Genomic DNA, 12,104 nt, shown 5'->3' with positions numbered 1-12,104 from the left:
TCCTGTAAGAGAACCGCCATGAACACGCGCGCCACCAACGCTTCCCGTTCGACCGGTTTTTCCGGCGAGGCCGTGCGCGCGCTGGCTTCGACCCTGCTTCTTCTCGGCCTTATCGGCGATCGCCGGGTTCGCTGAAGGAGCGCCCGGCGGTCGAACCGCCGCGCAAGCGCATGCTCCTTGGCAATCACATCAAGCGAACGAAATTCTGGTAAAGGCGCCGCTCGCCATCAATCCACCGAAGGTGGATCCATGAGCCGCCGGGAGAACCGACGATGAACGCACGAGAAGAAATCCGCTCCGATGCCGCGGTAGCCGACACGGATTCGGCCAAAGGGATGCCCGACGCGGCTCGCAAATATCAGCCCTATCCGACCGTCGGCCTCACCGACCGGACCTGGCCTTCGAAGGTGATCGACAAGGCGCCGATCTGGTGCTCGGTTGACTTGCGCGACGGCAACCAGGCGCTGATCGATCCGATGGGCCATGAGCGCAAGGCACGCATGTTCGGCCTGCTGCTCGACATGGGCTTCAAGGAGATCGAGATCGGCTTCCCGTCGGCCTCGCAGACCGATTTCGACTTTGCCCGCTGGTGCATCGAGGAAGGCGACGTGCCCGCCGATGTCTCGCTGCAGGTGCTGGTGCAGTGCCGGCCGGAGCTGATCACCCGCACCTTCGAGGCGCTGAAGGGCGCCACCAACCCGATCGTCCATTTCTACAATTCGACCAGCGAGCTGCAGCGTCGCGTCGTCTTCGAAAAAGACGTCGGCGGCATCAAGCGCATCGCCACCGACGCCGCCAAGATGATCACCGACATGGCGGCCAAGGCCGGCGGAGGCTTTCGTTTCGAGTATTCGCCGGAAAGCTTTACCGGCACCGAACTCGAAGTGGCGCTGGAGATCTGCAACGCCGTCACCGAGATCGTCAGGCCGACGGCGGACAACAAGCTGATCGTCAACCTGCCCTCGACGGTCGAGATGTCGACCCCCAACATCTATGCCGACCGCATCGAGTGGATGTGCCGCAACCTCGACAACCGGGAAAACCTGCTGGTCTCGCTGCATCCGCACAATGACCGCGGCACCGGCATAGCCACCACCGAGCTCGGCCTGATGGCCGGCGCCGACCGCGTCGAAGGCACGCTGTTCGGCAATGGCGAGCGCACCGGCAATGTCGACATCGTCACGCTGGCGCTGAACATGTACACGCAAGGTGTCGATCCCTTGATCGATTGCTCCGACATCAACCGGATGAAGGACGTCTACGAATATTCGAACCAGTTGAAGATCCCCGAGCGCCATCCCTATGTCGGCGAACTCGTCTACACCGCCTTTTCCGGTTCGCACCAGGATGCCATCAACAAGGGCATGAAGGCGCTGAAGAAGGCCAATACGAGCCTGTGGGAAGTGCCCTATCTGCCGATCGACCCGGCCGATGTCGGACGCAGCTACGAAGCCATCATCCGCATCAATTCGCAGTCCGGCAAGGGCGGCATCGCCTATGTGCTGCAGGCAGATTACGGCCTCAACCTGCCGCGCAATCTGCAGATCGAGTTCAGCCAGGAAATCCAGGCGATCACCGATGCCGAGGGCAAGGAAGTGCCGGCCAGGCGCATCTACGAGCGCTTTATCGAGACCTATGTCGACCAGCCCGGCGCGCGGCTGAAATTCCTCGATCACCACACCTATCCCAGCACCGAGATCAAGGGCCGGCGCGTCGTCGAGGCGGTCATCCTCGACAACGGCAAGGAAGTGACGATTACAGGCACGGGTACCGGCCCGATCGATGGCTTCGTCAATGCGCTGTCGCTCCATGTCGGTGTCGAGATGTCGGTGCTCGACTATTCCGAGCACTCGATGCAGCGCGGCTCGAACGCGTCGGCCATTTCCTATGTCGAGATGGAATATCCCCAGGGCAAGCTGTTCGGCGCCGGCATCAACACCAACATCGTCGCTGCCTCGCTGGAAGCAGTGATGTCTGCCGCGAACCGTATCGTCGGTTAAAAAGCCGGCTGACGCCCGGCGGGAACAAAGATCGGAACCGTCCCAATCTGGTGATCGGTTCCGATCTTTCGGGCCATTAACCACCGCGGAATTATCCGGTGGGTACGTGATCGCATAACGGGGTGTATACTTGTGTGGTGGTGCGGGACCTATATGATCGCGCCTCAACCTGTGCCGACTTCGAGAGGATCGACACTTGCAGCATGCCACGCCTGCCGCCCCCGCAGTGCGCGAGACACTGGAGCGACTGCTTGCCAGCCAAACGTTCGGCCGATCCGAACGCGCGCGCAAGCTGCTGCGTTATCTTGTCGAACGTGAACAGGCCGGCGAAGCCGACAGGCTCAAGGGCTTTTCCATTGCCATGGATGTTTTCGGCAAGGACGGCGACTTCGATCCGTCCACCGATGCCGTGGTGCGTGTGCAGGCAGGCAGGCTGCGCGAGCTTCTGCAGCACTATTTTGCCAATGAGGGAATTGCCGAGCCGGTCCGCATCGCCATTCCGCGCGGCGGCTATGTTCCTGCCTATGAATTGAACGCGATCCGCCTGCCGGATATTGCCGAGTCTGTTCCCGAACTCAGGCTGGACGGCGCCGCATCCACCGATCGGTCAAACGAAGCCGGCACGGGCATGCTGGAGGCGATGTCTCTGGCTTCCGTACCGTCTTCGCCTGCCCCCTCGGTGGCGCGCCATCTCCGCTTTTTCTGGATGGCGATCGCCTTGGTCATCGCCATGCTGGGCGTACTGATCCTTCGCCAGGGCAGCACTGCCTTGCTGGCAGGCGGCGACATCTCGGCAATGCCGGAGATCGCTGGCGCAACTGCAAGCATCACGGCATCGGCAAGGGCTGACGCTCTGCCGCAAGTCTATATCGGACTCAAGGCTGACGGCCCCGACGCCAGCCGTGTCGCCGCATCGCTGCGCGCCGGCCTGAGTGGCTTCGATACGATTGACTTCATCGGCCGCGACACCGTCGGCGATCCGGCCGACGACGCGACGAGCTTCATATTCGACGTCCTATCTGGACCGGACGCGGGCGACATCACCATAGAACTGCAAAGCATGGCGTCCGGACGGGTGCTTCTATCGCGCAATCTCACCCCCGCCGACAGCGCACCTGCAGCGGTCGAAGACCGTATCGCCGATATGCTTAGCTCGGCACTCCCCGCCTCCGGCACCATCTACAACTATATCGAGCAGACCGGCACGCCAAACGGTCTGACGCAATGCCTGCTGCTCAACGGCAAATATTACCTCGACCAGAACGCCAGGACCCATGAGGCAGCCTACCGATGCCTCGAGAAGCTGGCCAATGGTGGAACCAAGTCCTCGCTCGTCTATTCGGAGCTTGCTTCCCTGCATCTCGAGGCGGTGTCCGATCATTACGCCTATCCGCCCAATGCGACGATTGAGACAGCCGTCGAGTTTGCCCATCGCGGCGTGCAGATGGGTCCGACCAGCCCTTATGCGCATCGCTCCTACGGCTATGTCAGTTCGCGCCTCGGCAATACGGACGAAGCGATCCGCTGGATGCGCAAGGCCTATGAACTCAACCCCTACGATCTCGGCATGGCCGCCGCTTACGGCTACGGGCTGATCTTCGCCGGACGATATGCTGAAGGAACGCCGATCCTCGATCATGCGGTGGAGACCTTCAGCGGGCACCCGACATGGTGGGATTACGGGCTGTTCGTCGGTGAGTTCATGCTCGGCGACATGAACAAGGCGGTCGCGGCCAGCATGGCATTGAGAACGACGGCAACGAAATCACACTATCTGGCGGCGCGGCTGGTCGGCGCCAAGGCTGCCGGACAGGATCATCTGGTGAGCACGCTGCTGAAACAACTGACCACCGAGTTCCCCAAATTTGCCGCCGATCCGCGGGCGACTTTCGTCGAGCGGAAATATCCGGCCGACCTGACCGACCGGCTGGTCCAGGCACTCCGCGCTGCCGGGCTCGGCAGCCCAAGCTGACACCATCGACGTCCGCGCACTGGCTGCGCCGCGTCCCGATGGATTTCCTGCGCTCCATCGCAGATTGCCGATTGGTCGCCAGGTTCTGTACACAACCGTACAAATCGCGAAAATTTTACTGGTCATCACGTTGGACTAGGAGCAATTCAGCCACCATTGGGTGTCGCGCATTCTGCAATAACAAAAAATCAGCTTTCATGACCGCATCACTTTTTGCCGCCGAAGAGGGTGTTGGCTCGAAGGCCATCGTCCTGCTGCACGGTTTCGGCGGCTGCCATGATGTATGGCACGAGGTGATTTCCGCCCTGACGCCTTCCACGCATACGCTGGCCTATGATCTGCCTGGGCACGGGTTGTCGCTCGATTTTCCCGCCGCCGGTCCCGCCAGGGTGGCAGCCAAGGCCGTGCTCGCCGATCTCTCGGAGCGCCGCCTGAAGCGCGTTCATCTCGTGGGCCACTCGATGGGCGGTGCCGTGGCGGCGCTGATGGCGCTGGCCGAGCCCGAAAAGATAGCCTCGCTGACGCTTCTGGCGCCGGGCGGCCTTGGCCCCGAAATCAATGGACCGCTGTTGCGCCGCTATGCCGAAGCCGCGGATCGGTCCGAGATCCGCTCCTGCCTCGCCGTCATGTCGGGACCATCAGCCCCGCCGCTCGAACATACGGTGGACACCCTTTGGGAAATGCGCAGGCGACCCGGCCAACTCGAAAAGCTCGTCGAGATCGCAGCCGCCATGACCGTGGACGGTCGGCAAGGCGTCATCCCGCACGATCGCCTCGATGGACTGAACATGCCGGTGATGGTGGCATGGGGAATCAGCGATGCGGTGCTGCCCTTTACCCAGGCGGATGACCTGCCGGCGCATTTTCACGTGCACCACGTGCTGGAGGCCGGCCATATGCTGGCTGAGGAAGCCCCCGACCTTGTTGCCGAGATCATTCGCCGCAACACCAATCGTCGCGCCAGGCCACACCGCCAGAAATTCGCCGCCGCAGCCAGCTGACCTTTTTCGCGCACGACAACCTTCCTGGACACCCCGGGGCCGTCGATCTCGCCAGTGCATTTTGCCGGCGGCTGTGTTAACCCGGTGTTAACCAAACCTACGAGGCGGACGCCGATGAAGGAAGCAGGCGAGAAGACCATCGACCAGTCCAAGAAACTGTCCGATGCCATCCGTGATGTCAAAAATGCCTTCGCCGACCGCGACGACGTCGTCGTCGACATGCGCGAGGCGCATCGCATGCGTCTCGATCTGCTCGCCGCCGAACTGGCACCGGTTTTTGCCGATGTTCCGGCCGATATGGACAATTTCGACTTTGTCGTCTCGTCCGGCTTGCAGCCGCGCCTGTGGATCGACGCCATCAGCCATGTCGCCATGGGGCGCGACCGCCGGACCTATCGCTTCCTCAAGGACACCCGTATCGGCCGGGTGGTGCTTGCCGAATCCACCGAGATGAAGCCGGTTGCCGATTCCGTGACACGCTATGTCGCCGAGCGCATCGTCGAGCGTCAGAGGATGCTGGAAGGCGGCGTCGAACCCGCCGTCGCCGGCCTGAAACGTGCGTATGTGCCGGAAGCCGAACCGCCGCTGCGCGCAACGGAGCGCGGCAAACGCTGGTCGGCCCTTCTGTCCGGGCTTGGCCTGGTCGCTGCCGGCGCACTGGTCGGCCTTGTGGTGTCGGTCGTCCTGTTCTGGGACCGCATCGTGGCCATGGTTGTCAATTTGCGGCCATAGCGGCCTCGGCGCCAAGCTCCACCGTCTGCAGATCGGATGGCGGTATGGACGGCCCGGTCAGGCCGCGCCGTGTCAGCCGGATCCGCCAATTGCCCTTCTCGCCGTCAATGTCGAACAGATTGTACTGCGCCGCCGGGTTCTTGCCGCCCGGCGCCTGGCCGGCGGCAGCGACACCGACCGCCGGGATCCTGACGCCGCGACCGCCGATGAAGAACAGCGACGGCAGATGCGAATGGCCGTGCAGCACAAGGTCGGCGCCGTGATGGCGAATGATCTTGTTGAAGCGGGCGATGCCGAACAGCCGCTTGTGCTGCGGGACCGCGCCGCGCACCGGCGGATGATGGATCATGATGGCGCGAAACAGCCCCTGTCCGGCGGTATCCCCGAGGATTTTGCCGAGCCGCTTCGCTTGGCCTTCCATGAAGAAACCATTGGCCATGAAGGGTGCCGTGGCGCGCGCCGTCGAGACACCGATCAGCGCGACGTTGCCGCGCACGCGCAAATAGGGAAATGCGTTACGATCGACCGGCGTGTTGACGCCGTCGCCGCTCATCCACGCCGCCCAGGATCGGCAGACCTTGTCGAAGGCGCCTGGCACATAGGCGTCGTGATTGCCCGGAACGACCGAAACATCATGCGGCGGTGCCAGCGTCTCCAGCCAGTGCCTGGCCATCTCGATCTCGCCGTCGAGCGCCAGATTGACCAGGTCGCCGGTGACGGCGAGGTGGTCAGGCGTGTTCGCCTTGATGTCGGCGACGATCGTGTCGATGACCGCATCATGCATATGGCGGCGGCGGTTGCGCTGCCAGTTGACATAGCCGAGCACGCGCTTGGAGGCGAGATCGCGATAGGATACATCGGGGAGCGGCCCCAGATGGACATCGGAAATATGCGCGAGCCTGAACATACAACCTTCATAGGCGACCCGCGCACGGCTTTCCACCCACGGTTTCGCTATCAATGACGAGCCCTGAAGATGCCTTCCGCCAGACCGGCTGGCCAGGTTTGAGGGCCAGGCTGTTCCATCTCTATTTCGTGCTGCGGAGGCCGATGACGCTTGGCGTGCGCGGCCTGATCCACGACAGGGCGTCCAAGTCCGTCTTCCTCATTCGCCATACCTACGTACCAGGCTGGCAGCTGCCCGGCGGCGGCGTCGAAGTCGGCGAGACGATGAACGAGGCACTGGCCCGTGAACTGGCCGAGGAAGGCAACATCGCTCTCACCGCCCCGCCGGTGTTCAAATCGATGCATTTCAACCGCCGCTCCAGCCGCCGCGACCATGTCGGCTTTTATTTGCTCGAGCATTTCAGCCAGACGGCGCCGAAGCGGCCGGATCACGAAATCGCCGAAGCCGGCTTCTTCCCGCTCGACCGCTTGCCGCAGGGCACGACGCCGGCGACGCTGCGCCGGATCGCCGAGGTTTTTGACGGCGAGCAGCCCTCGCCCTACTGGTAGATCAGGCTGCCGCTTTCTCGAAGCGCGCCCGGTCGTGCCATGCGGCATAATCCAGATCCGGTCCGACAGGCACGATCCGCGTCGGATTGATCGTCTGGTGGCTGCCGTAATAGTGCGCCTTGATATGATGCATGTTCACCGTCCCGGCCACACCAGGCACCTGGTAGAGATCACGCAGATAGTTGGACAGGTTCGGGTAGTCGGCGATACGGCGCAGATTGCATTTGAAGTGGCCGACATACACCGGATCGAAGCGCACCAGCGTGGTGAACAGCCGCCAGTCGGCTTCGGTGATACGATCGCCGACGAGATAGCGCTGCTTCGACAGCCGCTCCTCCAGCGCATCCAGCGCTGTGAACACTTCACCGAACGCCTCTTCATAAGCGCGTTGCGTGGTGGCGAAGCCGGCGCGATAGACGCCGTTGTTGACCGCGGGATAGACCAGCGCATTGATGCGATCGATCTCGCCGCGCAATGCCTTCGGATAGAAATCGAGGCTGGCGTCGCCCCATTCGTCGAAGGCTGAATTCAGCATGCGGATGATTTCGGAAGACTCGTTGGAGACGATGGTCTGCTCCTTTTTGTCCCACAGCACCGGCACAGTCACCCGGCCCGAATAGGCGGGATCGGCCTTGGCATAGATCTGGTGCAGGAAGTCGAGGCCATAGAGCATGTCGCCCGTGGCGCCGTCCTCAGCCACGAACGTCCAGCCGTTGGCGCCCATGAAATGATGCACCACCGACACCGATATGACGCCTTCCAGCTTCTTCAGCGCGCGAAAGATCAACGTCCGGTGGGCCCACGGACAGGCAAGCGAGACATAGAGGTGATAGCGGCCGGGCTCGGCGTTGAAACCACGCGTCCGGCCTTCGGCAGGCGCCCCGTCAACGGTGACCCAGTCGCGCCATTGCGACTGCGTCCGCACGAACCTGCCACCATTGTCCGCTGTATCGTACCAGCGGTCCTGCCACCTTCCTTCGACCAGCATTCCCATACAAATCTCCTTGCGTCCTGTTGGTTGATGTAGGCGCAAGGCTGCCCTGTCGAAGACGTCAGGTGCTGAACAGACCGTCACTTGGCGGAAATGACGAACAAAACGGCCGATTGCAGCGGCGGGAAATTGATGCTAGCGGACAATCCGCATGTTCGATTTTGCTTCGATCCGGTTTTACCGACGACGAAAGGGCGCCCGCGCTTGATGAAGCGCTGACTGGCGAATGCTGCCGTTTGCAGCAACCTTTCCTCCTTACCGGAACGCAAAGACCATGAGCCTTGCCGACGTGAAATACCTGCCGGAAACCCCGGCGCACGACCCCGAGATCGAAGCCATCAATGACGAAGCCTTCGGGCCGGGCCGCTTTGTGCTGGCCGCCTACAAGATTCGTGAGGCCGGAGGGCACGAGCGTTCGCTGTCCTTTGTCGCCGTCGATGGCGACATCGTCGTCGCCTCGGTGCGCATGACCCGCATCGCCGCCGGTGCCGGCCGCGCATTGATGCTCGGGCCGCTCGCGGTGCGGCCGGCCTTCAAGAATCTCGGCATCGGCCGCCGGCTAGTGGCGATCGCGCTAGAGGCCGCCGCCAAGACCGGCGCACCTGCCGTCATGCTGGTCGGTGACGAGCCCTATTACGGGCCGCTCGGTTTCAAGCGGATTCCGCGCGGCCAGATTTCGATGCCGCGCCCCGTCGATCTCGACCGGCTGCTGTCGCACGAGATCGCGCCGGGCGCGGTCGCCAGGCTCTTGGGCGAGGTCTGCCACGCCGATCAGGCCAGGGTGGCCGATCCTGTCGCGGCGATGGCTTGACCTTTCCCGTCGATCTGGCGCCTGATCCGTCCCACTGTTCCTGAGATCAAAGGATGACGTCATGAACCCGAACGGCCAGATCGCGATCGTCACCGGCGGCGGCTCCGGCCTTGGCGAGGCAACGGCGCGCGCGCTGGCCGCCAAGGGCGCCCGCGTCGCCATCTTCGACGTGGGTATTGACCGCGCCGCCAAGGTCGCGGCCGAGATCGGTGGTATTGCCGTCCAGTGCGACGTCAGCAGCGCCGACAGCGGAACCGCTGCGCTCGCCGACGTAGCCGCCAAGCTTGGCGAGCCGCGGATCCTGGTCAACTGCGCCGGCATCGCCATCGGCGTGAAGACGATCGGCAAGGATGGTCCCCACCCCCTTGATCAGTATCGCAAGGTGATCGAGGTCAATCTGATCGGTACGTTCAACATGATCCGCCTCGTCGCCGAGCGCGCGTCGAAGCTCGAGCCGCTGCAGGGCGGCGAGCGCGGCATCATCGTCAACACCGCTTCGGTTGCCGCCTATGATGGCCAGATCGGCCAGGCCGCCTATGCGGCATCCAAGGGCGGCGTCGTCGGCATGACGCTGCCGGTGGCGCGCGACCTTGCCCGTTCCGGCATCCGCGTCTGCACCATCGCGCCCGGCATCTTCAAGACGCCGATGATGGCCGGCATGCCGCAAGAGGTTCAGGATTCGCTGGGCGCCGCCGTGCCTTTCCCGTCGCGCCTGGGCGAACCGTCCGAATATGCCGCTCTCGCCCTGCACATCATCGAGAACCAGATGTTGAACGGCGAGACCATTCGTCTCGATGGCGCCATCCGCATGGCGCCGAAATAGAAGGTCATGAACGCCGGCCTGTCCGCTGCCGCTAAAACCGGTCCGCTGACCGGGCTGAAGGTGATCGAGATGGCCGGGCTCGGACCGGTGCCGCTGGCCGGCCTGATGCTGTCGGAGATGGGCGCGCAAGTGTTGCGCATCGAACGGACGGGGACGAGCGAGTTCCTGTCGCTGCCGGATGAGTACAACATCGACCGCCATGGCCGCGCCCTCCTGCGCCTCGACCTGAAGCGCCGTGAAGGCACCGATCTGTTGCTGCGCCTTGCCGAAAAGGCGGACATGTTGCTCGAAGGGTTTCGCCCGGGTGTCATGGAACGGCTTGGCCTCGGCCCCGAAACGGTGCTGGCGCGCAACCCGGCGCTGATCTACGGCCGTATGACCGGCTTCGGTCAGGACGGCCCGCTCGCCGGCCGCGCCGGCCACGACATCACCTACCTCGCCTATAGCGGCGTGCTGCACGCCATCGGCCATGCCGACGGCCGTCCCGTCCCGCCGCTCAACCTTGTCGCCGACTATGGCGGTGGCGCCATGATGCTGATTGCCGGCGTGCTGGCCGCCCTGTTCCAACGTTCTCGCACGGGCAAGGGTGACGTCATCGACGCCGCGATGGTCGACGGCGCCTCGATGCTGGCGGTGCCCCTGCACGCCTTGACGGCGGCCGGCTTGTGGAGCGACAAGCGCGGCGCGAACCTGCTCGATTCCGGCGCCCCGTTCTACGACACCTATGAGACGTCGGACGGACGCCATATCGCCATCGGCTGTCTCGAGCCGCAATTCTTCGCCGAATTCGCCAGGCTGCTGCCGCTCGACGAGCGCTTTGCGTCCGGCCAGTACGACAAGGCCCTGTGGCCGCCGATGCGCGCCGCCATTGCCGATCGGATCCGGCAGAAACCACGCGACGACTGGGACCTGCTGTTTGCCCAGACCGATGCCTGCGTGGCCCCCGTCCTGTCGCTGCAAGAGGCGAAGCACCACCCGCACAATCGGGCACGCAACGCCTCTGTGACGACAGGTGCATTTGAGCGCCCGGCCCCCGCGCCGCGTTTCTCGAGCTCGCAACCGACATTGGCCACTATGCCAGGCAATGAGGATTTGTCGCCATCGGCAATTCTGGCACGTTTCGGCTTTGCGAAAGCCGAGATCGACGGCCTTGTCAAATCCGGCTTGCTGACCGATAACGATAACTAGAGAAGAAAGATCAACTTACTGCGGTGCTGCCTTGGACGAGCCGAAAAAGGACGTGATCCGCGAGACGGACGCCGAAGCGATCCGGCTGGCGAAGACGCTTCTGCGCAGCGCCCGCTTTGGCGCCCTGGCGGTGATCGAACCGCAAACCGGCTCGCCGCTGGCCAGCAGGGTCGGCGTGGCCACCGACATCGATGGCGCGCCGCTGATCCTGGTGTCGATGCTTTCGGCGCACACCGGCGCCCTGCTTGCCGATCCGCGCTGTTCCCTGTTGCTCGGCGAACCGGGCAAGGGCGACCCGCTGGCGCACCCGCGCCTGACATTGATCTGCCAGGCGGCACGGCTTGAGCGCGGATCAGGCGAACACGCCCGCGCCGAGCGCCGCTATCTCAACCGCAATCCCAAGGCGAAACTTTACGCCGGTCTCGGCGACTTTTCGATCTTTCGCCTCGATCCGCAACGCGCCAGCCTCAACGGCGGCTTCGGCAAGGCCTATCAGCTCGATCGATCGGATTTGCTCGCCAGCGGACCGATCGTCGAGGAACTCGCGGCGCGCGAACAATCCGCCATCGACCACATGAACGCCGACCATCTCGACGCGATCGCCGTTTACGCACAGCATTTCGCCAAAGTATCCGGAAACGGCTGGAGTGTTGCCGGATTCGATGCCGATGGCATGGACCTGGTTTCGGGCGACGATGTTTGCCGGGTTTTTTACCCACAACCTCTGGCGGCGGCAGGCGAATTGCGGCACGTTCTGGTCGATATGGCCAAGGCCGGCCGAGCCATTGTCGACGCCGGGACGGAGACTTAATTATGCTGGACCAAAAGCAACACTTGAGATTTAAGTGAAATGCTCTACCTTTTGGTGACGCTGAATCGCCAGCGCCGATCGACAAGTGAATTTATGGAATCAGACGCCATTGCCCCCATGGCGTCGGGATGAACAGGAAGCATGGGGGATCGATGGTCTCGACAAAGCTAATCGTGAACGCCGAATCGGCGGCAGAGTTTCTCATGCTGATGGGCAATGAGAAGCGACTGTTGATCATGAGCTACCTCGCCGAAGGTGAGATGTCGGTTGGAGCCATTGCCGAGAAGGTGATGCTCAGCCAATCCGCCCTGTCCCAGCAC

Annotated in this window: 13 protein-coding genes; 10 read left to right on the top strand and 3 right to left on the bottom strand. The window is 63.1% G+C overall.

Features of this window, described 5'->3' with window-relative positions:
* Positions 1–272: 272 nt before the first annotated feature.
* The 4 genes from leuA (at position 273) to EN939_RS06600 (ending at position 5,705) form a co-directional block, all read left to right on the top strand.
* A complete protein-coding gene (gene leuA / locus EN939_RS06615) occupies positions 273–2,000 on the top strand; it encodes a 2-isopropylmalate synthase (protein ID WP_127267382.1) in 1,728 nt (575 codons plus the stop codon).
* A gap of 196 nt (positions 2,001–2,196) precedes the next feature.
* Positions 2,197–3,972, top strand: coding sequence for a tetratricopeptide repeat protein (locus EN939_RS06610; protein ID WP_127267381.1), 1,776 nt, complete (start codon positions 2,197–2,199; stop codon positions 3,970–3,972).
* 197 nt (positions 3,973–4,169) lie between these two features.
* Positions 4,170–4,973 carry an alpha/beta fold hydrolase gene (locus tag EN939_RS06605; protein ID WP_127267384.1) on the top strand — a complete coding sequence of 268 codons (804 nt, stop codon included), beginning with the start codon at positions 4,170–4,172 and terminating at the stop codon, positions 4,971–4,973.
* Positions 4,974–5,087: 114 nt separating this feature from the next.
* A complete protein-coding gene (locus tag EN939_RS06600; RefSeq protein WP_127267380.1) occupies positions 5,088–5,705 on the top strand; it encodes a hypothetical protein in 618 nt (205 codons plus the stop codon).
* Here the strand turns inward: EN939_RS06600 and EN939_RS06595 are convergent.
* Positions 5,689–6,612 (bottom strand): metallophosphoesterase family protein, encoded by a 924-nt coding sequence (locus EN939_RS06595; protein WP_127267379.1) that lies wholly within the window; start codon positions 6,610–6,612, stop codon positions 5,689–5,691. The two genes, EN939_RS06600 and EN939_RS06595, sit on opposite strands and share 17 nt — an antisense overlap.
* 53 nt (positions 6,613–6,665) lie before the next feature.
* Between EN939_RS06595 and EN939_RS06590 the strand changes: the two genes are divergently transcribed.
* Positions 6,666–7,160, top strand: a complete 495-nt coding sequence (locus EN939_RS06590) for an NUDIX domain-containing protein (protein ID WP_127267378.1) — start codon at positions 6,666–6,668, stop codon at positions 7,158–7,160.
* 1 nt (position 7,161) lies between these two features.
* Here the strand turns inward: EN939_RS06590 and EN939_RS06585 are convergent, their stop codons facing one another.
* Positions 7,162–8,154 (bottom strand): glutathione S-transferase family protein, encoded by a 993-nt coding sequence (locus EN939_RS06585; protein ID WP_127267377.1) that lies wholly within the window; start codon positions 8,152–8,154, stop codon positions 7,162–7,164.
* Between the two features lie 77 nt (positions 8,155–8,231).
* On the bottom strand, positions 8,232–8,396 hold the full coding sequence (locus EN939_RS37925) for a hypothetical protein (RefSeq protein ID WP_164748917.1): 165 nt from the start codon (positions 8,394–8,396) through the stop codon (positions 8,232–8,234).
* A 29-nt stretch (positions 8,397–8,425) separates the two neighbouring features.
* Between EN939_RS37925 and EN939_RS06580 the strand changes: the two genes are divergently transcribed.
* The 5 genes from EN939_RS06580 to EN939_RS06560 all read left to right on the top strand — a co-directional run.
* Positions 8,426–8,962: a GNAT family N-acetyltransferase gene (locus EN939_RS06580; protein WP_127267376.1), complete on the top strand. Its 537-nt coding sequence runs from the start codon at positions 8,426–8,428 to the stop codon at positions 8,960–8,962.
* 61 nt (positions 8,963–9,023) lie between these two features.
* Positions 9,024–9,785 carry a 3-hydroxyacyl-CoA dehydrogenase gene (locus tag EN939_RS06575; RefSeq protein WP_127267375.1) on the top strand — a complete coding sequence of 254 codons (762 nt, stop codon included), beginning with the start codon at positions 9,024–9,026 and terminating at the stop codon, positions 9,783–9,785.
* 6 nt (positions 9,786–9,791) lie between these two features.
* On the top strand, positions 9,792–10,973 hold the full coding sequence (locus EN939_RS06570) for a CaiB/BaiF CoA transferase family protein (protein ID WP_127267374.1): 1,182 nt from the start codon (positions 9,792–9,794) through the stop codon (positions 10,971–10,973).
* 31 nt (positions 10,974–11,004) lie between these two features.
* A complete protein-coding gene (locus EN939_RS06565; protein ID WP_127267373.1) occupies positions 11,005–11,784 on the top strand; it encodes a HugZ family pyridoxamine 5'-phosphate oxidase in 780 nt (259 codons plus the stop codon).
* A gap of 152 nt (positions 11,785–11,936) precedes the next feature.
* Positions 11,937–12,104, top strand: a 168-nt coding sequence (locus tag EN939_RS06560) for an ArsR/SmtB family transcription factor (protein ID WP_145968086.1), incomplete at its 3' end; no start/stop codon positions are given.

This window comes from Mesorhizobium sp. M7A.F.Ca.CA.002.05.1.1 (assembly GCF_003998335.1).
Taxonomy (GTDB): Bacteria; Pseudomonadota; Alphaproteobacteria; order Rhizobiales; family Rhizobiaceae; genus Mesorhizobium.
This window is presented reverse-complemented; position numbering and strand designations above follow the sequence as displayed.

Excerpts from the sequence above, each read along its gene's own strand:
- leuA (WP_127267382.1), top strand. The coding sequence starts at position 273 with ATGAACGCACGAGAAGAAATCCGCTCCGATGCCGCGGTAGCCGACACG.
- EN939_RS06570 (WP_127267374.1), top strand. The coding sequence starts at position 9,792 with ATGAACGCCGGCCTGTCCGCTGCCGCTAAAACCGGTCCGCTGACCGGG.
- EN939_RS06600 (WP_127267380.1), top strand. The coding sequence starts at position 5,088 with ATGAAGGAAGCAGGCGAGAAGACCATCGACCAGTCCAAGAAACTGTCC.
- EN939_RS06575 (WP_127267375.1), top strand. The coding sequence starts at position 9,024 with ATGAACCCGAACGGCCAGATCGCGATCGTCACCGGCGGCGGCTCCGGC.
- EN939_RS06605 (WP_127267384.1), top strand. The coding sequence starts at position 4,170 with ATGACCGCATCACTTTTTGCCGCCGAAGAGGGTGTTGGCTCGAAGGCC.
- EN939_RS06590 (WP_127267378.1), top strand. The coding sequence starts at position 6,666 with ATGACGAGCCCTGAAGATGCCTTCCGCCAGACCGGCTGGCCAGGTTTG.
- EN939_RS06595 (WP_127267379.1), bottom strand. The coding sequence starts at position 6,612 with ATGTTCAGGCTCGCGCATATTTCCGATGTCCATCTGGGGCCGCTCCCC.
- EN939_RS06580 (WP_127267376.1), top strand. The coding sequence starts at position 8,426 with ATGAGCCTTGCCGACGTGAAATACCTGCCGGAAACCCCGGCGCACGAC.
- EN939_RS06585 (WP_127267377.1), bottom strand. The coding sequence starts at position 8,154 with ATGGGAATGCTGGTCGAAGGAAGGTGGCAGGACCGCTGGTACGATACA.